General features: G+C 72.4%; 18 protein-coding genes and 2 pseudogenes. 11 read left to right on the forward strand and 9 right to left on the reverse strand.

The annotated features are described in order from the left end of the window. Positions 1 to 307: 307 nt before the first annotated feature. Positions 308 to 2,305, forward strand: coding sequence for a discoidin domain-containing protein (locus ACIOD1_RS13810; RefSeq protein ID WP_401902355.1), 1,998 nt, complete (start codon positions 308 to 310; stop codon positions 2,303 to 2,305). Between the two features lie 97 nt (positions 2,306 to 2,402). Next, complete coding sequence (locus tag ACIOD1_RS13815; protein ID WP_365625029.1) at positions 2,403 to 2,996, forward strand: TetR family transcriptional regulator C-terminal domain-containing protein; 594 nt, start codon at positions 2,403 to 2,405, stop codon at positions 2,994 to 2,996. A 12-nt stretch (positions 2,997 to 3,008) separates the two neighbouring features. Here the strand turns inward: ACIOD1_RS13815 and ACIOD1_RS13820 are convergent, their stop codons facing one another. Beyond that, positions 3,009 to 4,409 carry an NADP-dependent succinic semialdehyde dehydrogenase gene (locus tag ACIOD1_RS13820; RefSeq protein ID WP_401902271.1) on the reverse strand — a complete coding sequence of 467 codons (1,401 nt, stop codon included), beginning with the start codon at positions 4,407 to 4,409 and terminating at the stop codon, positions 3,009 to 3,011. A gap of 213 nt (positions 4,410 to 4,622) precedes the next feature. On the opposite strand from ACIOD1_RS13820, the gene ACIOD1_RS13825 reads away from it, so the two are divergent. Continuing rightward, positions 4,623 to 5,234, forward strand: coding sequence for a hypothetical protein (locus tag ACIOD1_RS13825; protein ID WP_365625035.1), 612 nt, complete (start codon positions 4,623 to 4,625; stop codon positions 5,232 to 5,234). A gap of 73 nt (positions 5,235 to 5,307) precedes the next feature. Here the strand turns inward: ACIOD1_RS13825 and ACIOD1_RS13830 are convergent, their stop codons facing one another. Further along, the gene (locus ACIOD1_RS13830; RefSeq protein WP_401902273.1) at positions 5,308 to 6,099 is read right to left on the reverse strand and encodes a LysR family substrate-binding domain-containing protein; all 792 of its coding nucleotides are present in this window, start codon (positions 6,097 to 6,099) and stop codon (positions 5,308 to 5,310) included. A 58-nt stretch (positions 6,100 to 6,157) separates the two neighbouring features. Here ACIOD1_RS13830 and ACIOD1_RS13835 point away from each other — a divergent pair, with 58 nt between their 5' ends. Then, on the forward strand, positions 6,158 to 6,565 hold the full coding sequence (locus tag ACIOD1_RS13835) for a DUF5997 family protein (protein ID WP_365625041.1): 408 nt from the start codon (positions 6,158 to 6,160) through the stop codon (positions 6,563 to 6,565). A 178-nt stretch (positions 6,566 to 6,743) separates the two neighbouring features. Then, positions 6,744 to 7,361 (forward strand): DinB family protein, encoded by a 618-nt coding sequence (locus ACIOD1_RS13840; protein ID WP_365625044.1) that lies wholly within the window; start codon positions 6,744 to 6,746, stop codon positions 7,359 to 7,361. Here the strand turns inward: ACIOD1_RS13840 and ACIOD1_RS13845 are convergent. Continuing rightward, positions 7,328 to 8,005 (reverse strand): response regulator, encoded by a 678-nt coding sequence (locus ACIOD1_RS13845; RefSeq protein WP_401902277.1) that lies wholly within the window; start codon positions 8,003 to 8,005, stop codon positions 7,328 to 7,330. The genes ACIOD1_RS13840 and ACIOD1_RS13845 overlap by 34 nt on opposite strands. Further along, positions 8,002 to 9,231, reverse strand: a complete 1,230-nt coding sequence (locus ACIOD1_RS13850; RefSeq protein WP_401902280.1) for a sensor histidine kinase — start codon at positions 9,229 to 9,231, stop codon at positions 8,002 to 8,004. The genes ACIOD1_RS13845 and ACIOD1_RS13850 overlap by 4 nt, the downstream gene beginning before the upstream one ends. A 311-nt stretch (positions 9,232 to 9,542) precedes the next feature. Between ACIOD1_RS13850 and ACIOD1_RS13855 the strand changes: the two genes are divergently transcribed. The 3 genes from ACIOD1_RS13855 (at position 9,543) to ACIOD1_RS13865 (ending at position 11,951) form a co-directional block, all read left to right on the forward strand. After that, a complete protein-coding gene (locus tag ACIOD1_RS13855) occupies positions 9,543 to 10,505 on the forward strand; it encodes an ion transporter (protein ID WP_365625053.1) in 963 nt (320 codons plus the stop codon). 104 nt (positions 10,506 to 10,609) lie between these two features. Next, positions 10,610 to 11,356, forward strand: coding sequence for a molybdopterin-dependent oxidoreductase (locus ACIOD1_RS13860; protein ID WP_365625056.1), 747 nt, complete (start codon positions 10,610 to 10,612; stop codon positions 11,354 to 11,356). Further along, positions 11,340 to 11,951, forward strand: a complete 612-nt coding sequence (locus ACIOD1_RS13865) for a cytochrome b/b6 domain-containing protein (protein ID WP_365625059.1) — start codon at positions 11,340 to 11,342, stop codon at positions 11,949 to 11,951. The genes ACIOD1_RS13860 and ACIOD1_RS13865 overlap by 17 nt, the downstream gene beginning before the upstream one ends. Before the next feature lie 40 nt (positions 11,952 to 11,991). Here the strand turns inward: ACIOD1_RS13865 and ACIOD1_RS13870 are convergent, their stop codons facing one another. The 3 genes and pseudogenes from ACIOD1_RS13870 to ACIOD1_RS13880 form a co-directional block, all read right to left on the reverse strand. Beyond that, positions 11,992 to 13,563, reverse strand: coding sequence for a hypothetical protein (locus ACIOD1_RS13870; protein WP_365625061.1), 1,572 nt, complete (start codon positions 13,561 to 13,563; stop codon positions 11,992 to 11,994). 129 nt (positions 13,564 to 13,692) lie between these two features. Continuing rightward, a pseudogene (locus tag ACIOD1_RS13875) lies at positions 13,693 to 13,979 on the reverse strand (ATP-binding cassette domain-containing protein); the annotation flags it as partial. Next, positions 13,979 to 14,701, reverse strand: a pseudogene (locus ACIOD1_RS13880) (ABC transporter substrate-binding protein); the annotation flags it as partial. The pseudogenes ACIOD1_RS13880 and ACIOD1_RS13875, both read right to left, overlap by 1 nt. A gap of 274 nt (positions 14,702 to 14,975) precedes the next feature. Between ACIOD1_RS13880 and ACIOD1_RS13885 the strand changes: the two are divergent. Both ACIOD1_RS13885 and ACIOD1_RS13890 read left to right on the forward strand, forming a co-directional pair. Beyond that, positions 14,976 to 15,941, forward strand: a complete 966-nt coding sequence (locus tag ACIOD1_RS13885; protein ID WP_401902283.1) for a fibronectin type III domain-containing protein — start codon at positions 14,976 to 14,978, stop codon at positions 15,939 to 15,941. A 150-nt stretch (positions 15,942 to 16,091) separates the two neighbouring features. Continuing rightward, the gene (locus tag ACIOD1_RS13890) at positions 16,092 to 18,116 is read left to right on the forward strand and encodes an ATP-binding protein (RefSeq protein ID WP_401902285.1); all 2,025 of its coding nucleotides are present in this window, start codon (positions 16,092 to 16,094) and stop codon (positions 18,114 to 18,116) included. Between the two features lie 155 nt (positions 18,117 to 18,271). Here the strand turns inward: ACIOD1_RS13890 and ACIOD1_RS13895 are convergent, their stop codons facing one another. Next, positions 18,272 to 18,457 carry a DUF5999 family protein gene (locus tag ACIOD1_RS13895; RefSeq protein ID WP_365625070.1) on the reverse strand — a complete coding sequence of 62 codons (186 nt, stop codon included), beginning with the start codon at positions 18,455 to 18,457 and terminating at the stop codon, positions 18,272 to 18,274. A gap of 155 nt (positions 18,458 to 18,612) precedes the next feature. Between ACIOD1_RS13895 and ACIOD1_RS13900 the strand changes: the two genes are divergently transcribed. Further along, positions 18,613 to 19,035, forward strand: coding sequence for an SRPBCC family protein (locus tag ACIOD1_RS13900; protein WP_401902286.1), 423 nt, complete (start codon positions 18,613 to 18,615; stop codon positions 19,033 to 19,035). A 31-nt stretch (positions 19,036 to 19,066) separates the two neighbouring features. Here the strand turns inward: ACIOD1_RS13900 and ACIOD1_RS13905 are convergent, their stop codons facing one another. Further along, complete coding sequence (locus ACIOD1_RS13905; protein ID WP_365625076.1) at positions 19,067 to 20,296, reverse strand: acyl-CoA dehydrogenase family protein; 1,230 nt, start codon at positions 20,294 to 20,296, stop codon at positions 19,067 to 19,069. Positions 20,297 to 20,318: the final 22 nt, after the last annotated feature.

Here is a 20,318-nt window from a genome sequence, read left to right on the forward strand (position 1 = left end):
GAACGGACGGACGTTCGATCGGGTGAACACACCAAGGCTGCCGGTGGGCCCATGTGTTGATCATGAGATTAGCCCGCTCGCCACCGATCGCCGCGAACCATCGGACCCGACGACCCGTCAGGTCATCTGTCCCGGACCCTTGACTCCGATCGCGCCACTCGGGATTCTCGTCGGACTACTTGTGCGGGGCATGACAATTCATGCCCGGATTCGACCGCGCCGTCCGCCGACGAAGACATGAGTGATGACCTTGACCCCCCACCGCAAACGCAGTCTCCTCACCCTCCTGCCCCTCGTCCTCGCCGTCATGGCCATGGTCCTCGGGCCCGTTCCCAGCTCCTCCGCCGCCGATCCCGGCTGGTGGAACCCCACCGCCCGTCCCGCACCCGACTCCGAGATCAACGTCACCGGTGAGCCCTTCAAGGGCACCGACGCCCAGGGCCGCGTCCGCGGGTTCGTCGACGCGCACGACCACCTGATGTCCAACGAGGGCTTCGGCGGGCGACTCATCTGCGGCAAGCCGTTCTCCGACCTGGGTGTGGCCGACGCGCTCAAGGACTGTCCCGAGCACTATCCCGACGGGACCCTGGCGATCTTCGACTTCATCACCAAGGGCGGGGACGGCAAGCACGACCCCAACGGCTGGCCCACCTTCAAGGACTGGCCCGCCCACGATTCGCTGACCCACCAGCAGAACTACTACGCGTGGGTGGAGCGCGCCTGGCGCGGCGGGCAGCGGGTGCTCGTCAACGACCTCGTCACCAACGGCGTCATCTGCTCGGTCTACTTCTTCAAGGACCGCGGCTGCGACGAGATGACCGCCATCCGCCTGGAGGCGCAGAAGACCTACGACATGCAGGCCTTCGTCGACAAGATGTACGGCGGCCCCGGAAAGGGCTGGTTCCGGATCGTCACCGACTCCGCCCAGGCGCGCGACGTCGTCGCCCAGGGCAAGTTGGCCGTCGTCCTGGGGGTGGAGACCTCCGAGCCGTTCGGCTGCAAGCAGGTCCTCGACATCGCCCAGTGCAGCAAGGCCGACATCGATCGCGGCCTGGACGAACTGCACAAGCTCGGCGTGCGCAGCATGTTCCTGTGTCACAAGTTCGACAACGCCCTGTGCGGGGTCCGCTTCGACGAGGGCGCCCTCGGAACGGCCATCAACGTCGGCCAGTTCCTGTCCACCGGCACCTTCTGGCAGACGGAGAAGTGCACCGGCCCCCAGAAGGACCACCCCATCGGGCTGGCGGCCGCGCCCACGGCGCAGAAGGAACTGCCGGCCGGCGTGTCCGTCCCCTCGTACGCGGCCGACGCCCAGTGCAACACCCGCGGGCTCACCGATCTCGGCGAGTACGCCGTGCGCGGCATGATGAAGCGCAAGATGATGCTCGAAGTCGACCACATGAGCGTCAAGGCCGCGGGCCGGGCCTTCGACATCCTGGAGTCCGATTCCTACCCGGGCGTCATCTCCTCGCACAGCTGGATGGACCTGGGCTGGACCGAGCGGCTCTACAAGCTGGGCGGGTTCGCCGCCCAGTACATGAACGGCGCCGAGGGCTTCAGCTCCGAGGCCCGCCGCACGGAGGCCCTGCGCGACAAGTACGGCGTCGGGTACGGCTACGGCACCGACATGAACGGCGTCGGCGGCTGGCCGGGTCCCCGGGGCGCGGACACCCCGAATCCGGTGAAGTACCCCTTCCGCAGCACCGACGGGGGTTCCGTCATCGACCGGCAGACCACCGGTCAGCGCACCTGGGACCTGAACACCGACGGAGCCGCGCACTACGGGCTGGTCCCGGACTGGATCGAGGACATCCGCCAGGTCGGCGGCCAGGACGTGGTGGACGACCTGTTCCGGGGCGCCGAGTCCTACCTCACCACCTGGGGCGCCTCCGAGCGGCACAAGGCCGGGGTGAACCTGGCCTCCGGCGCCTCGGCGTCCGCGAGCTCCGCCGAGTGGAACCCCTTCGTCAGCTACGCCCCGGGCCGGGCCGTGGACGGCAGCAGGGACAGCCGCTGGGCCAGCGACTGGAGCGACGACCAGTCCCTCACGGTCGACCTCGGCTCGCCGGCCCTGGTCAAGCGGGTCACGCTGGACTGGGAGCGGGCTTACGGCAAGGCGTACCGGATCGAGCTGTCCACCGACGGGGCGAACTGGCAGACGGCCTGGTCCACGACCACCGCGGACGGCGGCCTGGACACGGCGCAGTTCGCCGGGACCACGGCCCGTTACGTGCGAGTCCACGGGACCGGACGCGGCACCCAGTGGGGATACTCCCTCTACGAGGTGGGCGTCTACAGCAGTTGAGTTCCGCCCCCGTGCCATCCTCCGTGGCCGGCTGGACCGGGCTTCCGGTCCGGCCGGCCACGGCGCTCCTCCCCCACCGCACCACGAAGGGATCCCCATGGGCCGCATGCCGTCGGCGGAGCGACGTCGGCAGCTGACGGAGGCGGCGATCCGCGCGATGACCCGCGACGGGGTCGCCCGGACGACGACCCGCTCCATCTCCGCCGAGGCGGGGGTGTCGCTGAGCGTGTTCCACTACTGCTTCGAGTCGAAGCAGGCGCTGCTGGAGTCGGTGATCGAGGCGATCACCGCCCACTACGTGGCGGTGGTGCGCGAGGCGATCCGGCCGAAGCCCACCCTCCACGAGACGATCCGGGCCGGATTCCAGGCGTACTGGGACCACGTCCGCGCCCAGCCCGGCGAGCACATGCTGACCTACGAGCTCACCCAGTACGCCCTGCGCCAGCCCGGCTTCGAGCACCTCGCGCGGCGCCAGTACACGCTGTACCGCGAGACGTACGGGGAGCTGATCGAGCAGCTGCGGGTGGACATGGACCTCGAACTGAAGGTGCCGGCGCACGTGTTGGCCTGCTATCTGGCGGCGATGACGGACGGCCTGACGCTCAGCGCGCTCGTCCTCGGGGACGAGCGCGGGGCGGCGGACATCCTGGACCTGGTCACCGACCACGTGGCGTCGCTGACCGAGCCCTGAGGCGGGGCGCGCTCAGGCCGGGTCGGCGGCCCGCCAGAGCGTGGTGATGTTGCAGAACTCGCGGATGCCGTGCGCCGACAACTCCCGTCCGTACCCGGATCGCTTGGCTCCGCCGAAGGGCAGCGCGGGGTGGGAGGCGGTCATCCCGTTGACGAAGACACCGCCGGCCTCCAGGTCCCGGGCGAAGCGCTCCACCTCGGCCTCGTCACGGGTCCAGACGTTGGAACTGAGCCCGAAGGGCGTGTGGTTGGCGCGCTCCACCGCCTCGTCCAGGCTGTCGACCCGATAGAGGGTGGCGACCGGCCCGAAGGTCTCCTCCTGGTCGACGCGCATGTCGGAGGTGATCCCGGCGAGCACGGTCGGCTCGTAGAACCAGCCGTCGGTCAGCCCGGCCGGGCGCCGACCGCCGCACAGGACCCGGGCGCCCCCTCGTACAGCGTCCACGACCAGTTCCTCCAGGTCGGTGCGACCGGCCTCGGTGGCCAGCGGTCCCACGTCGGTGGTGTCCAGCATCGGGTCGCCCACCGTGAGCGCCGCCATGGCCTCCGTGAAGAGGCGTGCGAACTCGTCGTAGACCTCGGTGTGGACGATGAAGCGCTTGGCGGCGATGCAGGACTGGCCGTTGTTCTGCACGCGGGCGGTGACCGCGGTGCGGGCCGCGCGGGCGACGTCGGCGGAGGGCATGACGACGTACGGGTCGCTGCCGCCGAGTTCCAGGACGGTCTTCTTGACCTCGTCCCCGGCGGTCGCGGCCACCGCGCGGCCGGCGGGCTCGCTGCCGGTCAGGGTGGCGGCGGCCACCCGGGGATCGCGCAGCACCGCGTCCACGGCGTCGGAGCCGACGAGCAGGGTCTGGAAGCAGCCGCGCGGGAAGCCGGCCCGGTGGAAGAGGTCACCGAGGTACAGGGCGGTCTGGGGGACGTTCGAGGAGTGCTTGAGCAGGCCCACGTTGCCCGCCATCAGGGCGGGCGCGGCGAAGCGGACCACCTGCCAGAGCGGGAAGTTCCACGGCATGACGGCGAGCACCACCCCGAGGGGGCGGTAGATCACCCGGACCGCCGAGGCTCCGGAGTCGCGGACGTCGGCGGGGTCCGGGTGCTCGTCCGCGAGCAGGGATTCGGCGCGGGCCGCGTACCAGCGCATCGCCTTGACGCACTTGGCTGCCTCCGCGCGGGCCGCCGCGAGGGGCTTGCCCATCTCGGTGGTCATCGTGACGGCGATCTCCTCCGTCTCCGCCTCCAGGAGCTCGGCCGCGCGGTTCAGCAGCGCGGCGCGCTCCGCGAAGGAGGTCCGCCGGTAGGTGGCGGCCGTCGCGGCGGCCTCGGCGAGGGCGCGCTCGACTCCCTCGGCGTCGAGGGCGTCGAAGGTGCGCAGCGTCCGGCCTGTGGTGGGGTTGACGGTGGCGATGGGCATGTTCCGACCTTCCTGGGGCTACGTGGGCCGTCCCTGTCGACCCTGCCCGCCGCTACCCGCGCCCGCAACGCGTAACCCGTCGGGCGCCGGCGCCGGCGGACCCGGTCGGGCCCCCTTGGGGCGGTCACCTGCCGAGATCGCCCTGCCGCCGGACACGAGGGGGTCGCACAATGGGAGGAGCAGTTCGACCCAGGCGGCGAAAGGCGCGCACAGGTGAACGAACAGGCACAGGACGAGGCCGGCCGCGGCAGGGAGTGGGCCAGGACCGTGGTCTCGGACCTCGGCAGCGCCGAGGCGGCCGAGCGGGCCCTCACGGTCGCCCTCGGACCTCATCCGGGCCTCCAGGCCGAGAACAGCGTCCGCCGCGCCTACGCCGTGCACGCGGCGGCGATGGGCATGGGCCCGGCGGGCTGCGCGGCGGCGGCCGGCATCTCCGAGACGTTGCTGACGCACTGGCGCGACCGGGACCCCGCCTTCGAAACGGCTCTGGCCTCGGCCCGGGCCCTGGCCGAGTCCCACGCGGTGGCCGGGCAGGGCAAGGTGAGCGGGTTCGGTCTGGGGGTGCTGCTGCGCGCCGTCGGACGGGGCATGCACGCCGGGGTCGCCGCCTCGGTGGTGGGACTGCGCCCGGACCAGCTCCTCCGGCTGCGGCGGACGAACCCGCAGGTGGGCGCCTTGGTCGAAGCTGCGGTCCAGCAGGCCCGGGGCCTGCGCGGCAGCGAACGGAAGCCGAAGCGGGCACCCGCCTACCGCCTGGTCACGGTGGGGGAACCCGACCCGGCCCCGGCCCCGGCTCCCGACCCGGCTCCGGAGGAGACGACATAGACCGTCCCTTACCGCGTGCGGGGTTCGGGCTCGCGCCGGCGGCCCAGGGACCTACGGACGACTTACGGGCGACCTACGGCCGACGGCGGGGCTTGCCCCGCTTGGCCGCCGCCGAGGAGGCGCCGCGCGGGTTCTTGCCGGCCGCCGGCTTGCCGCCGGTCTTCGAGCCCGTCTTGCCGCCTGCCTTGGCTCCGGGCTTGCCGCCCGTCTTGCCGGTGGCGGCCTTGCGCTGCTTGGGCTGGGGCGGTGTCGGCGGACGGCCCCGCGTGCTGTTCACGGTCCGGCCGCGGACGATGCCGATGAACTCCTCGACCAGCTCGGTGGTCTTCTCCTCCGGCCAGGACAGCGCGACCCGCGAGGCGGGCGCGTCCACGACCGTGCGGTAGGTGAGGTCCTTGCGGTGGTGCAGGCGGGCCAGCGACTGCGGAACGATCAGGACGCCGATCCCCGCCGCCACCAGCTCGATCGCGTCCTCGGTGGTCGCGGGGCGCTCGAAGGCGGGCTTGCCGGGCAGGGCCTCCCAGCCCAGGACGTCGTCCAAGGGGTGCAGCACGATCTCGTCGCCGAGGTCCCCGGTCGAGATTTCTTCCGTTGACGCGATCAGGTGGTCCTTGGGGACCACCACGACGCTGGTCTCGGTGTAGAGCGGGATCGCGCTGAGGTCATCGCCGTCCACCGGCAGCCGGACGAATCCGGCGTCGGCTCCACCGCCTCTGAGCAGGCCGAAGGCCTCGTCGGGCGCCACTCCCACCAGGGTCAGCGGTACACCGGGCAGCCGCTCGTTCCAGATCCGCACCCACTTCGTGGGCGTCATTCCCGGGACGTAGGCGAGCCGGAACGAAGGGGTTGCATCCGAGCCTGTCACTCCGCCAGGTTACCGGTCGTGGTCAGCAGTAGCGCACACGCTCGATACTCTTGACTCCATGACGTCGCACCAGAGCACCCAGACGATGAAGCCCGCGACCGCGGCGAAGAAGCTGGGTGTGTACCTCGAAGCCACCCCCGCAGAATTCCAAGAGGGTGTGGTCTCGCGTTCCGAGCTGAACGCCCTCCAGACCGACCCGCCCGCGTGGCTGGTGGAGCTGCGGAGCACCGGCCCGCACCCCCGCCCGGTGGTCGCGGCGAAGCTCGGCGTCTCCATCGCCGGTCTCGCCCGCGGTGGCGTCACCGAGGCGCTCACCACCGAGCAGATCGAGGCGATCAAGCAGGAGAACCCGGAGTGGCTGCAGAAGGAGCGCACCACCCAGGCCGAGGTCCGCAAGGAGACCGTGCGGATCAAGGAGAAGAACGCGCAGCGCGCCGAGAAGCAGGAGCCCGGTCAGGCTTCCTGACCCCTCACCCGTGCCACCGACGGCCGGACCGGATCACTCCGGCCCGGCCGTTCTCCGTTTCCCCGTGACGCGGGGCCCCCGCCGGTCGCCCGGCGGGCTCTCACCGTCGACTCTCGCGTCGCCTTCCGGGTTCCCGTAACCCGATGGACAAAGATCACGGCGCCACCAGACTGGCCCCATGACCACGACCGATCCCAAGGCCGATCTGCACGTCTACCTCCAGGACGCCCGCGAAGCCCTGCTGTGGAAGCTCGAAGGGCTGTCGGAGTACGACGTCCGTCGGCCGATCACGCCGACGGGTACCAACCTCCTGGGGCTCGTCAAGCACGTGAGCGGGGCCGAGGCCATGTACTTCGGGGCCGGCTTCGGACGCCCCTTCGAGGCTCCGGGCCTGTGGATAGCGGGCCACGCCGAGCCCAACGCCGACCTCTGGGCCACCCCCGACGAGACCCGCGAGCAGATCACCGGCCTGTACCGCCGGGCGTGGGCCCACTCCGACGAGACCATCGCGGCCCTGGACCTGGACGCCGTGGGCCGTGTGGCCTGGGGCGACGGTGGCGAGGTGACCCTGCACCGCAGCCTGGTGCACATGATCGCGGAGACCAGCCGGCACGCCGGGCACGCCGATGTCGTACGCGAACTCCTCGACGGGACCACGGGGTTGCGCCCCGGCGGCGAGGCCGTGGCCCCCGGCGACGCGACGTGGTGGGCGGAGCACCGCGAGCGGGTCGAACGCGCGGCCCGGCAGGCGGGCGGCGGGGATCAGGGCTCCGCGGAGACCAGGCCCAGTTCGTAGGCCATGATCACCAGGTGGACCCGGTCGCGGGCGCCCAGCTTGGTGAAGAGTCGGGCCACATGCGCCTTGGCGGTGGCGATCGAGATGAACAGTTCCTCGGCGATCTCCCCGTTCGAGCGGCCCCGCCCCACCAGGACGAGCACCTCCCGCTCCCGTCCGGTGATCCCCGCGACCGGCTTCGGGGCGCGTTCCGCCCGCACGTGCGGGCCCGTCCCGCCGACGAAGTCCGCGATCAGGCGGCGGGTGACGCCCGGCGCGATCAGGGCGTCACCGGCGGCCACCACGCGGATGGCCGCCAGGATGTCGTCCAGGGGCATGTCCTTGACCGCGAACCCGCCGGCGCCCGCGCGCAGCGCCCCGTAGACGTGCTCGTCCTCGTCGAAGGTGGTCAGGACCAGGACCCGGGGCGCCCCCGGGCCGGCCGTGATGTGTCCGGTCGCCTCGATGCCGTCCATGCCCGGCATCCGGATGTCCATCACCACCACGTCGGGGGCGTGTTCGGCCGCGAGCCGGACCGCCTCGGCGCCGTTGCCCGCCTCGGCCACCACCTCCAGGTCGGGGGTGTCGGCGATGAGCACGCGCAAGCCGGAGCGGACGAGCGGCTGGTCGTCGACGAGCAGGATCCGTACGGGGTCGGCGGTCACCGGCCGGCCTCCGCCCCGGCCTCGGGCAGCGGGAGTTCGGCGGCGACGCGGAAGCCTCCGCCGGGGCAGGGGCCCGCGCTGAAGCGGCCGTGCAGCAGGCTGACACGCTCGTACATGCCGGTCAGCCCGAAGCCGGTCCGTCCGGCCCGCGCGGTCGTGCCCCTGCCGTCGTCGAGCACCTCCACCGTGAGCTGCTCCGGCCCGAACTCCACGCTCACCACGGCCCGTACGCCGTCACCCGCGTGCCGGACCACATTGGTCAGCGCCTCCTGCACGATGCGGTAGGCCGACAGGTCGATGTCCGGCGGGAGGGTGAGCGGTCCGCCCGTGCGGCGGACCTCGACCGGGACCCCGGAGGCGGTGACGGATTCCGCGAGGGCGTCGAGGTCGGCGAGGCCGGGCGCGGGTCCGGTCGGGGCCCGGCTGTCCGCGCCGTCGGGTTGTGCGCGGCGCAGGGCCACCAGGGTGCGGCGCAGCCCGGAGAGGGCCTCGCGGCTGGTGTCCTCGATGGCGACGAGGGCGTTGCGCGCCTCCTCGGGCTGGGTGGCGATGACCCGGCTGCCGACTCCGGCCTGGATCGCGATCACGCCGATGCTGTGGGCGACCATGTCGTGCAGTTCCCGGGCGATGCGCAGGCGTTCGGCGGTGACGGCCTCGGAGACCTCGGTCGTCCGCAGGGCCACGGCGTGCTCGCGGCGCTGGCGCGCCAGCAGGCCGGCCATGCAGGCGGCGGCGAAGGTCAGGGCGGTCACCAGGACGGAGGTGATCATGTCGGTGGGTCCGTGCACCAGGGCCGCGACGGTCGGCAGTTGCGCGGCGAGGACGAGGGCGCCCGCCGGGAGGGCCACGCGGCGCGGGCGGGTGGCCACGACGAAGCCGAGGAGCAGGTCCACCGGGAGCATGACCAGGAAGCGGTAGGGGCCTTGGTCCTGGATCGAGAACGCCTGGAGCAGGGCCGCGAGGAGGGCCAGGGTCAGGATCGGGACGGGGTGACGCACCGCCAGGCCCTTGATCAGGGCCAGTGCCAACAGCAGCACGACCGCCACCGTGGGTCCGGCCGCGTACGGGCCTATGCCGCCGAGCAGGACCTGGACGAGGAGGTAGAGGACCAGCCCGCCCCAGTCGAGGAGGGCCCGGTGGCCTCCGGTTCTCGCCGTCGAAGTGGTCGGCTCCGGGGCCGTCGTGGCCCGGGCCGTGGGGATCGTCGCCTGTGTCGCTTTGTCCATGCCGCGACAGTAGCCGGCGACCGCCCGCCCGGTCGTCGGCCCGGGGGCCTACGCCCCCGGGAGGGGGTGGCGGGAGGTTCGGCGGCCACCGCCGCGCACCGCTCCTCGAACTCGGCACCCATCGGCCCCGGTTGGAGACGGCTCCGAGTGGGACGACCGCGTCCGGGATCCGCCGACCGTTCCGATCCGTACCGGTCTGCACGGAAACCCGTTCGGTGGCGCGGCGTTAGAAGGTCGGACGCGCGCGGGCCCTCGGCCCCGTGCGCCCCCGGCTCGCGCCGGCACCAGCGAAGACCAGTACGAGGAGCGAGATGACGGACACGGACCTGATCACGACCGGAACCGGTCGCGGGAGACTGGCGGCCCGCTGCCGGAGGATCACCGAGGACCCCTCCTTCGGGATGGGCGTCTTCATCGTCATCCTGATCAACGCGGGGCTGATGGGGGCGGAGACCTACAGCGGGCTCGCACAGACCTACCGCCAGGCGTTGCAGATCGCCGAAGAGGGTTGTCTGACCCTCTTCACCCTGGAGATGCTGCTGCGCCTGGGCGCCTTCGCCGACCGGCCGAAAGCATTCTTCCGGGACCCGTGGAACATCTTCGACCTGTTGATCGTGGCCTCGGCCTTCCTGCCGTTCCTCCGCGAGAACACCACTCTGCTGCGACTGCTGCGGCTGGCCCGCGTCCTGCGCACCGCCCGCTTCCTGCCGCACCTGCGCATCCTGCTGCTCGCGGTCGGTCGCAGCCTGCCGGGCACGGCCAGCTTCCTGTTCGTGGGCGCTCTGGTGCTGTACGTGTACGCGATGGTCGGCTGGGTCTGCTTCGCGGAGTCCGACCCCGGGCACTTCGGCTCGATCGGGCGGGCCATGCTCACGCTGTTCCTGCTGACCACCCTCGACGGCCTGACCGATGCCGTCCGGGCCGGGCTGCAGATCTCCCGCTTCAGCATCGTCTACTACGCCTCCTACGCGTTGCTCGCCTCCTTCGTGCTGGTCAACGTCCTGATCGGGGTGGTCCTCAACTCCCTCGACGAGGCCCGGGCGATGGAGGACGCCGAGACCAGGGCGCGGGAGCGCGCGGCCACGGACACCGATCCGGCCGACGAGGTCAGGGACCGGATCGTCGCGGCCCGGATCGCGCTGGACGACCTGGAGGCCAGCCTCGCCCACGTCCGCCCCACCGCCTCCCCGGCGGACCCGACCCCGGCCCCGGCCCCGGGCTCGAAGCCCGACGCCGAGCCCGAGCCCGAGCGGCAGCTCGAATCGGCGCTCTGATCCGCCCGGGACGCCCGGGCCGGCCCCGCCGGTGGATGTGACGGAAGTCTGACGTGTGGGCGTCGGGGCTGGTGCCGGGCGTCCGGCGGTGGTCGAATCGGCGGGTGAGCACAGAGGAAGACACCCCACCGTCGGTGGACCCCGACGGGCACGGCGCACCCGTCGGCCGGCGCCTGGTCCTGGGGACGGCCGCGCTCGGCGCCGCCGCCCTGCTGGCCTCCCCTTACCTGCGGCGGGGTCTGGAGGCCGGGCTCGGGGCGGCCGCGCGCAAGGACCCGACCGGGGTCACGGGCCTGCTGCCCAACGGCGGGGGCTTCCGCTACTACTCGGTGGCCTCGTCCGTGCCCCGGCGCGGGGCGGCCGACTACCGGCTCACCGTGGACGGGCTCGTCGACCGCCCCACCGGCTACGACCTGGCTGCCCTGCGCGGGCTCCCGCAGACCCGGGTGGTCCGCGACGTGCAGTGCGTCACCGGTTGGCGGGTGCCGGGCACTCCCTTCGAGGGGGTGCCCGTGGCGCACCTGCTCGACGCCGCCGGGGTCCGGCCCGAGGGGCGGGCCATCCGCTTCACCTGCTTCGACGGGACCTACACCGAGAGCCTGACCCTCGCGCAGGCCCGCCGCGACGACGTCATGGTGGCCCTGCGCATGCAGGACGAGCCGCTGAGCCACAGCCACGGCGGACCGGTCCGGCTGTACGTGGCGCCCATGTACTTCTACAAGTCGGCGAAGTGGCTCTCGGGGATCACCGTGACCCGGGACGTCGAACCCGGCTACTGGGAGGAACTCGGTTATGACGTGGACGCCTGGGTCGGCAAGTCGAACGGACGCGACGATGTCCCGACCGTCTGACCTGCCCGCGCGGGTGAGCCGCTTCAGCCCCGCCGAGCGGTGGATCCACCGGACCACGGCCTTCCTCATGGGGGTGTGCGTGGCGACCGCGGGCTGTCTGTACCTGCCCCCGCTCGCCGAGTTGGTGGGGCGCCGGCACCTGGTGGTCACCGTCCACGAGTGGGCCGGTCTGGCGCTGCCCGTGCCCGTGCTGGCGGGGCTGGCCTCCCGCGCCTTCCGCCGTGACCTGCGCGTGCTGAACCGCTTCGGCCCGCACGACCGGACCTGGCTACGTTCGGCCCTGCGCCGGCGCGGCCCGCGCCCCGCCGGGAAGTTCAACGCCGGGCAGAAGGTGTACGCGGCCTGGCTGGCCGGGGCGGTGCTGGTGATGCTGGGCACCGGGCTGCTGATGTGGTTCACCGGGCTCGCGCCCCTGGCGTGGCGCACCGGGGCCACCTTCGTGCACGACTGGCTGGCCCTGACGCTGGGCGTCGTACTGGCCGGGCACATCGGCAAGGCCCTCGGCGATCCGGAGGCCCGGCGCGGGATGCGCACCGGGTCGGTGGGACGGTGGTGGGCCGAGAGCGAGCATCCGCTGTGGCGTCCGCGCGACTGAGCCCCCGCCGGTCGGGCGGGGGCTCGGCCGGAGCGGCGGGTCAGCCGCCGTCACGCACGGCGACGATGCCGTTGAACACGCCGACGTAGGCGGTTCCGTCGGGGCCGAGGGTGATCGGCGCCCAGTTGTTGTCGTACAGCGGGCCGGTTCCGGTCAGCCTGCGCCAGCGGCGCTCACCGGTGCGGAAGTCCACCGCGGTGAGGTACCAGGCGTCGATGCCCCAGGAGTTGGGCTCCTTCTCGTAGAAGTAGAGCAGCCCGTTGGCCGTGGAGAGCTTGGGGACGACGGAGGGCGAGCGGATCGCGCTCTGCCACACCGTGTCGCAGCCGCTGCCGTCGGCCCGGACGTCGATGCGGCTGACTCCGCCGACGACGGACTTGCCGAGCAGCAGCGAGGTGACGTTCTCGTAGCCGTAGTTGTTCTCGACGACGATGCTGTTGCCCCAGGTGATCAGGGAGTTGTCGGTGGTCGAGGCGCCCGATCCGAAGACGGGTACCCGGCAGACCAGCCGCTGTCCCTCGGGGACGTCGAGGCCGCGCTTGTAGACCAGGACGTTCATCCGGTCGTCGGAGTTGTCGGTGATGGCGACGTACCCGTTGCCGAAGAGGTCCGGGGTGGTGCCCGAACCCTGGTTCACGGAGCCGGGTTTGGTTCCGGTGCCGCGGTCGTACGTCTGGCGCCACTGCACCTCGGGGGTGCCGTCGGCGGTGGCACGGAAGCTGTACAGGGCGTGGTCGGAGACGATCGAGACCCCGTCCTCGGCGACCGAGAAGGAGTTCTGGATCTCCTCTCCGGCCAGCCGGATCGAACGGATCGTCCCGGTGGCCGGGTCGATGGTGCCGACGCGGCCCTGGCGGGTGACCCACCAGATGCGGCCGTTCCAGTCGGGCATCACGGAGGTGACGGGGTCGCAGGTGCCGGTGGGCCACAGGTTGGTCCAGCCGACGCAGTCGTGCGGGACCTGGCCGGTGAGGTCCCAGTCGTCGTCGACCGTGAACTTCCAGCTGCCGTCCGGGTTCTGGCCGTGCGACAGGCGCAGGACGTGCTGTCGGGAGTCGGCCAAGACCGCGCGGTCCTGGTCGTCGAGGTAGAAGTAGGCCCCGCCCGAGGTGTCCTTGAAGATCTTCGAGAAGTCGAGCGAGGTGATCGCCTCGACCGTCGAGGAGCGCTGCGGGAGTTGGTACTCCGCGAGCGTGGCGAGCGTACGGGGCTCCAGGAGCTTGACCTTGAAGCCGGAGAAGGTGCCGCACACGGTGACGAGGCGGCCGCCGGCGTCGAAGGTGGCGGTGGCGCACTCTCCGCCGAGGGCCGCGATCTTCTCGCTGGTGACCTGGGGGTTCCTGCCGAGGGGGCCGGACCAGGGGGACGTGGCGCTGCCCGCCGCGTCGGAGTGCATGCCGCTGCGGCCGTTGGGGGCGAGGAAGGGGTGCTGCGGCGGGGCCTGCCCCGGCAGTGGCGCGGCGGCGGCGGGAGCGCCGTCGTACTGGCTGACCAGGCGGTGGCCGGGGGCCTTGGGGATCTCCTCGGCCTGGGCGGCCGGGACGATCCCGTACACCACCGTCAGGGCGGCGAGGGCTGGGACCACAGCGCAGTTCAGCGCTCTTCGGAACATCCGGACGTCCTCCTTCGTCTTCGGTTCTGTTGACACCGTGTCTGACATCGCGCCGCCGCCAGACGCTAGATCGCACGGCACGAGGAGTCCATGGAGGAACCGGATGATTCACGAAGGCGCAACAGTCGATCAACCGCGCGCGACGTCCTCCCAGTGCGTCGTGCGGTCGCACCAGCGCCGTAGGAGCACCGGATCGTGGCCCACGGCGAGCAGGCTCGCCCCCGTCTCGGCGCGGTAGTCCTCGACGACTCCGACGAGGGCGGCCGTGGTGGAGACGTCGAGCATGGCGGTCATCTCGTCGCACACCAGCAGCCGTGGACGCAACACCAACGCCCGCGCGAGGCAGGCGCGTTGCAGTTGGCCGTCGCTGACCTCACGGGGCGTCGGGCGAGGAGGTCCGCGCCGAGGCCGACCCGATGGCGGCGTCCAGCTCGCCCGTGCGCAGGCGGGTGGCGCGGACGTCGTCGTCCTTGATGACGGCCATGGTGAACTTCTTCACGGCGGGCTCGCCGCCCCAGTAGGCCGGGTTGGCCTTGAAGTTGAGCTTCTCGCCCTTGGACCAGCCGGTGAGCAGGTAGGGCCCGGTGCCGACGGGCCGGGTGTTGAAGTCGCCGCAGTTGACGTCCCGTCGGCCCGCCACGTGCTCGGGGGCGATGGGCAGGACGGTGCGCTCCGCGAAGGGCGCGTAAGGGTACTTGAGGGTGAAGACGACCCGGTCGGCGCCCTGCGCGGTGACGCTCTCGATCGCGTCCAGTTCGGCCTTGGAGGCGTTGTCGGTCTTCGGGTCGAGGATGGTGCGGTAGGTGAACTCGACGTCCCCGGCGGTGAGGGGCTCACCGTCGGAGAACGTCACGCCCCGGCGCAGCGCGTAGGTGTAGGTACGACCGTCGGCGGACACCTCGGGCAGGGCCTCGGCCGGCGCGGGCCTCAGGGCCATGTCCGCGTCGTGGGTGAGCAGACCGTCGAAGATCTTGGAGTTGCCGTCCTTGCCGTAGCCGAGGAGCGGGCTGAGGCTCTCCGGCTCCGTGGCGATGCCGACCACGGCGGAGTCGGCGGCCGGGGATCCGGCGCCGGCCGCTCCCGAGGGGTTCGAGCAGGCCGCCACGCCCGTGACGAGTGCGGCGGCCGGCGTTGCCACGCCCGTGACGAGTGCGGCGGCCGGCCACGACCGCTCCCCGTGCCGTCCGGGCCGTCATGCTCTGCACATCCCTGTTCAAAATCATCTGTAATTGCAAAGAAATCGCAATAATGCCAGACAGGAACAGAAGAAGACGAACCCGCCCAGATCGCCGACCCGTGAATACGATCGACGCCACGGCGGGCCCGCAGGGGGCTTGTCGGGCCGCCGCTCGCCGTGCCATACATATCGAGGTAGGTCTAGACCTTTACGAGGCTGCGCAGGAAGGGCCCCCGTGCGAAGCACCCCACCCCCGTCCCCCCTGGCCGGGTTGGCCCTCGGCTGCCTGGCGCTCGTCGTGCTGTCCGGCTGCGCCGGCGGTGACACCGACCCGCCGCACGCCCCGTCCGGGCTCAGTGCGCAGGCGGGCAGCGCGACCTCGGTCCACGTGATGTGGGAGTCGGCCGCGCCCGCCGACGGGGTCACCGGCTACCAGGTCTTCCAGGGGGACCGGCTCGTCCGCGAACTCCCTTCCGACAAGACGATGGTGGACGTCACCGGCCTCGCCCCCCGCACCGCCTACCGCTTCACCGTCCGGGCCCGGGACGCCGCCGGGAACCGCTCCCCCGCCTCCGCCCCGGTCGGGGCCACCACCCCCGTCGCCCGGGTCGAGGACACCCGGCCGCCCACCGCCCCACCCACCACCACCGGCCGCGCGCAGGGCCCCAGGGCGGTCCGGCTCGACTGGGCCGCGGCGGGCGACGACACCGGGGTCACCGCGTACGACGTCTACCAGGCGGGCGTCCGGATCCACACCGCCGGCGCCGGCGAGCGGGGCACCGACCTCACCGGGCTCCAGCCCGGCACGGCCTACACCTTCACCGTCCGGGCCCGGGACGGCGCCGACAACTCCTCCCCCGACGGCCCGGCGGTCTCCGTGACCACCCCGCCCGACCCGGCCCGGGGCCCCGACACCGCTCCCGGCGCCTTCACCGCGAACACCTCCGCCGGGGCGGTCGACCTCACCTGGACCCCTCCGGACACCGGCCGGGCCACGACCGACTACGAGCTGTACGTCAACGACCGGCCCGTCACCCTCATCCAGTTCGGCAAGGGGGCCGTACCCCGCGACCGCGCCTCCTACCGGCTCACCACGACCGAACCCGCGGGCACCTCCTGGACCTTGAAACTCCGCGCCCGACTGCCCGACGGCAACTGGGGGGCGTTCTGCCAGGAGCGGCGGATCGTCCTCACCGACTGAGACGACCGGAGGCGTTCCGGCACCGATCCGGCCCTTACGACACTGCCGCGAAAGAAGATCGCGCACAATACATCCGTGTTCGGTGAGTACTCGGTCAACGACAATCAGGCAGGCTCCGTACCCGGGGACCCTGCGCCAGACTCGGTCGCCGTGGTGGGAAACCTGCCGCCGGAGACGGCGAGCTTCGTCGGCCGGAGGGGTGAACTCGGCTCCCTCGAAAGCCTTTTGCGCGAGCGACGGCTGATCACGCTGAGCGGGGTGGGCGGCGTCGGCAAGTCCCGGCTCGCGCTGCGGGCCGCCGCCGCGCACGGACGCGCCCGCGCGGACGGAGCGTGGTGGGTGGAGCTCTCGCCACTGCGCGACCCCCGCCTGCTCACCACCACCGTGGCCCACGCCCTGGGTCTCGCCGACCATTCGGTGCACTCCCCCGACGAGGAACTGTGCGCGTGGATGGCCGACAAGGACCTCCTGCTCGTCCTCGACACCTGCGAGCACCTCGTCGCCGACGTCCGCCACCTCGTGGGCGAACTCCTGCAGTCCGCACCGGGGCTGACGGTGCTGACCACCTCCCGCGAACGGCTCGGCTCATCCGGCGAGACCGTGCTCGACGTCCGCCCGCTGCCCTTCGAGGGCCCCGACAGCGACGCCCTGGCCCTCTTCCGCGCCCGCGCCGTGGCCGTCGCCCCCCAGTCGGCGGCGGTCTTCGCCGACCCGGTCCGCGCCGGGGTCGCCGCCGAGGTCTGCCGCCGCCTGGACGGCATCCCGCTCGCCCTGGAACTCGCGGGCGCGCGAATGCGGTTGTGGAGCCTTGAGCAGATGGCCCACCGACTGGGCACGCGCTTCGAGGTGCTCTCCGACACCCGCGCCACGCTGCTGCCCCGCCACCAGACGATGCGTACGACGATCGGGTGGAGTCACGAGCTGTGCGAGCCCGTGGAACGGCTGCTGTGGGCCCGACTCTCGGTGTTCAGCGGGGACTTCGACGTGGCCGCCGCCCGGGCGGTGTGCGCGGGCGGGCCGCTGACCGCCGGCCGGGTCGAACGGGTCCTGGAGGGCCTGGTCTCGAAATCCGTCGTCCGCCGCTCCGAGGAGCGGGGGGCCGGGGCCCGCTACCAGATGCTGGACACCATCCGCGAGTTCGGCCACGACTGGCTCGCCGAGCTGGGCGAGGTGCGCTCCGTCGCCGACCGCCACGCGCACTGGTACGCCGCGCTCTCGGCCGCCGCCGACGAGGGGTGGATGGGGCCCGGCCAGGTCGACTGGTACCGCCGGATCACCGCCGAGCACGCCCAGGTGCGCACCGCCTTGGAACACCTGATCGGCACCGACCCGGTGGTGGCCCTGGAGATGGCCGGGGCCCTGTGGTTCTTCTGGTTCTCCTGCGGCCACGTCCACGAGGGCCGGCGCTTCCTGCAACGGGCCCTCGACGCGGCCCCGCCCACCGGACCCGCCCACACCCAGGCGCTGTGGGCCCTGGGGCTGACCATGCTGCTCCACGGGGACATGGAGTCCGCCCAGGCCACGGGCGCCGAGTGCACCCGGGCCGCCGCACGCCTCGCCGACCCGGAGCGCGAGCTGCGCGCCGCCTACCTGCGGGCGGTGTCGGTCCTGATGCCGGGCGACCCCCGGGAGGCACTCGCGCTGGCGGGGCCCCGGGCGCGGGGCGGCCACGGGGGCCGGACCAGCGGGGTGGGCTGGCTGCTGTGCCGCCTGGCCACCGGGTACGCGCTGTGCGCCCTGGGACGCTTCGAGGAGGCCGCCGAGGAGGCGCGGGGGCTGCGGGAGGCGTGCGCGGAGCTGGGCGAGCGCTGGCTGCGGGCGTACGCGGACTACATCCTGGCCGTCGCCGCGCTCGGACTCGGGCAGCACGGGGAGGCGGCGCGGCACGTACGGGCCATGCTCTCGGGCAAACGGCTGCTCGGCGACCGCCTGGGCATCGCGCTCGGCCTGGACGTGCTCGCGGCGGCGGTGGCGGCCTTGGGCGACGGGGAACTGGCGGCGCGGCTGCTCGGCACCGGGCACGCCTGGTGGCGCACGGTGGGGCGGCCCCAGATGGGCGGTTCGCCCTCGCTGACGGCCCTGCGCGACCAGGGCGAACGCCAGGCCCGGGCCGCGATCGGCGACGCGGCGTTCGAGAGCGCCTTCCGGGGCGGCGCGGCAGCGCCCACCGGCTGAGGCTCAGCCGGCGGACGCCGGTGTGACTCCTGTGACTCCGGGGCTCCCGTCAGTACGGGAGGGGTCTGCCCGACGGTGTGCGCAGGTCCAGGTCTCGGGGGGCGGGCTTGGGGACGGGCTTGCGGATCAGCTGCTGGCGCATGCTGCCTCCTCGCTCAGACCAGGGCCGGTCGACGGGGTTCCACCGTCCGGCCTTCGGGGAGCAGTTCACCGGTGTCGTCGAACACGACCACGCCGTTGCAGAGGCGGCTCCACCCCTGTTCGGGGCGGGACACCACGGTGCGGGCGGCGTCGTGATCGGCGCTGTCGGCGGACGGGCAGGGGGGTTGGTGGGAGCACATGGCGCACCTCCTCGCAGAGTGGGGCGGGAGGGCCGGTGGTCACCCGGTCGAATCCGCGATCCACGGTGGCGGTGAGTATTGCTGATCTCCACCCCCGGACGGAACCCATATTCGAGGTCCAGTTCAGGGTGTGTATGCCCGCTTACCATGCGCTCATGCCCGCTATCCGGATCATTCGCGACACGACCCTCACGCCGGCGGAGGCCTGGCGGCGGCTGACGGACTGGGAACGCCACGGCGCCCAGGTTCCGCTGACCCGGACGGTCGTCGAGACGCCGCCGCCGACGCGTGCCGGAACGCGGTTCACCGCCCGGACGGGAGTGGGCCGGATCACGTTCGACGACCCGATGGAAGTCGTGCGCTGGGAGCCCCCGAGGCTGGTCCGGCTGGAGAAGCGCGGCCACGTCGTGACGGGATGGGCCGAGATCGAGCTGCTCCCCGCCCCCACCGGCGGCACGGAGGTCCACTGGCGCGAGGAGCTGCGCCTGCGCGCCCTCCCCCGCTTCCTGGACCCCCTGACGGTGGTGGCGGGCCGCGTCCTGTTCGGCCGCGCCCTCACCCGCCTCCTGCGCCCCTGAGGGCCCGGGCACGGCCCCGGGCCCCGTCGAACTAGCGGATCGGCATGCCCGAAAGGGTGCGCGCGATCACCAGGCGCTGAATCTCGCTCGTGCCCTCGAAGATGGTGTAGATCGCGCTGTCACGGTGCATCCGCTCCACCGGGTACTCGCGGGTGAAGCCGTTGCCACCGAGGATCTGGACGGCCTGCGCCGTGACCTTCTTCGCCGTTTCGCTGGCGAAGAGCTTCGACATCGAGCCCTCCGCCGAGGTGAAGGGCTTTCCCGCGACGGCCATCCAGGACGCCCGCCACACCAGCAGCCGGGCCGCGTCGATCGACGTCCGCATGTCCGCGAGCTGGAAGGCCACGCCCTGGTTGTCGATGATGGGGCGCCCGAACTGGGTACGGGTCTTCGCGTAGTCGAGGGCGACCTCGTAGGCGGCGCGCGCCGTGCCCACGGCCATCGCCCCGACCGCCGGTCGCGAGGCCTCGAAGGTGGCCATCGCGGCGTTCTTCACGCGCTCGCCACCACCGGCCGCCGCCCGCTCGCGGGCCCGGGCGAGGCGCTCGTCGAGCTTCTCCTTGCCGCCCAGCAGGCAGGAGCCGGGGATCCGGCAGTCCTCCAGGACCACCTCGGCGGTGTGCGAGGCGCGGATGCCGTGCTTCTTGAACTTCTGCCCCTGGGACAGGCCGGGGGTGTTCGGCGGCACGATGAAGGAGGCGTGGCCCTTGGTGCCCAGTTCGGCGTCGACCACGGCGACGACGATGTGGACGTTGGCGATGCCGCCGTTGGTCGCCCAGGTCTTGGTGCCGTTGAGCACCCACTCGTCCTTGGCCTGGTCGTACACGGCCCGCGTGCGCATCGCGCCGACGTCGGAACCCGCGTCCGGCTCGGAGGAGCAGAAGGCGGCGACCTTCACGTCGTCCGGGGTGCCGTACATCTGCGGGATCCAGGTGCCGATCTGCTCCTCGGTGCCGTTGGCGACGACGCCGATGGCGGCCAGACCGGTGCCGACGATGGACAGGGCGATGCCCGCGTCCCCCCAGAACAGCTCCTCCATCGCCATCGGGATGCCGAGGCCGGTGGGGTCGAAGAACTGCTGGGCGTAGAAGTCCAGGGAGTAGATGCCGACCTTGGCGGCCTCCTGGATGACGGGCCAGGGAGTCTCCTCGCGCTCGTCCCATTCCGCGGCGGCGGGCCTGATCACGTCGGCGGCGAAGCCGTGGATCCAGTCCCGGACCTGCTTCTGGTCGTCGTTCAGCTCCATGGTGAACTCCGCCATGTCCCCTCCACCCTCTCCACGT

The organism is Streptomyces sp. NPDC088097, assembly GCF_044741845.1.
In the GTDB taxonomy this organism is placed as follows: Bacteria; Actinomycetota; Actinomycetes; order Streptomycetales; family Streptomycetaceae; genus Streptomyces.

What these genes read in the sequence shown, in the direction of transcription:
- ACIOD1_RS13850 (WP_401902280.1), bottom strand. Translation starts at nt 9,231, where the DNA reads ATGGACAAAGCGACACAGGCGACGATCCCCACGGCCCGGGCCACGACG.
- ACIOD1_RS13900 (WP_401902286.1), top strand. Translation starts at nt 18,613, where the DNA reads ATGCCCGCTATCCGGATCATTCGCGACACGACCCTCACGCCGGCGGAG.
- ACIOD1_RS13855 (WP_365625053.1), top strand. Translation starts at nt 9,543, where the DNA reads ATGACGGACACGGACCTGATCACGACCGGAACCGGTCGCGGGAGACTG.
- ACIOD1_RS13810 (WP_401902355.1), top strand. Translation starts at nt 308, where the DNA reads ATGGCCATGGTCCTCGGGCCCGTTCCCAGCTCCTCCGCCGCCGATCCC.
- ACIOD1_RS13865 (WP_365625059.1), top strand. Translation starts at nt 11,340, where the DNA reads ATGTCCCGACCGTCTGACCTGCCCGCGCGGGTGAGCCGCTTCAGCCCC.
- ACIOD1_RS13815 (WP_365625029.1), top strand. Translation starts at nt 2,403, where the DNA reads ATGGGCCGCATGCCGTCGGCGGAGCGACGTCGGCAGCTGACGGAGGCG.
- ACIOD1_RS13820 (WP_401902271.1), bottom strand. Translation starts at nt 4,409, where the DNA reads ATGCCCATCGCCACCGTCAACCCCACCACAGGCCGGACGCTGCGCACC.
- ACIOD1_RS13840 (WP_365625044.1), top strand. Translation starts at nt 6,744, where the DNA reads ATGACCACGACCGATCCCAAGGCCGATCTGCACGTCTACCTCCAGGAC.
- ACIOD1_RS13905 (WP_365625076.1), bottom strand. Translation starts at nt 20,296, where the DNA reads ATGGCGGAGTTCACCATGGAGCTGAACGACGACCAGAAGCAGGTCCGG.
- ACIOD1_RS13895 (WP_365625070.1), bottom strand. Translation starts at nt 18,457, where the DNA reads ATGTGCTCCCACCAACCCCCCTGCCCGTCCGCCGACAGCGCCGATCAC.
- ACIOD1_RS13835 (WP_365625041.1), top strand. Translation starts at nt 6,158, where the DNA reads ATGACGTCGCACCAGAGCACCCAGACGATGAAGCCCGCGACCGCGGCG.
- ACIOD1_RS13870 (WP_365625061.1), bottom strand. Translation starts at nt 13,563, where the DNA reads ATGTTCCGAAGAGCGCTGAACTGCGCTGTGGTCCCAGCCCTCGCCGCC.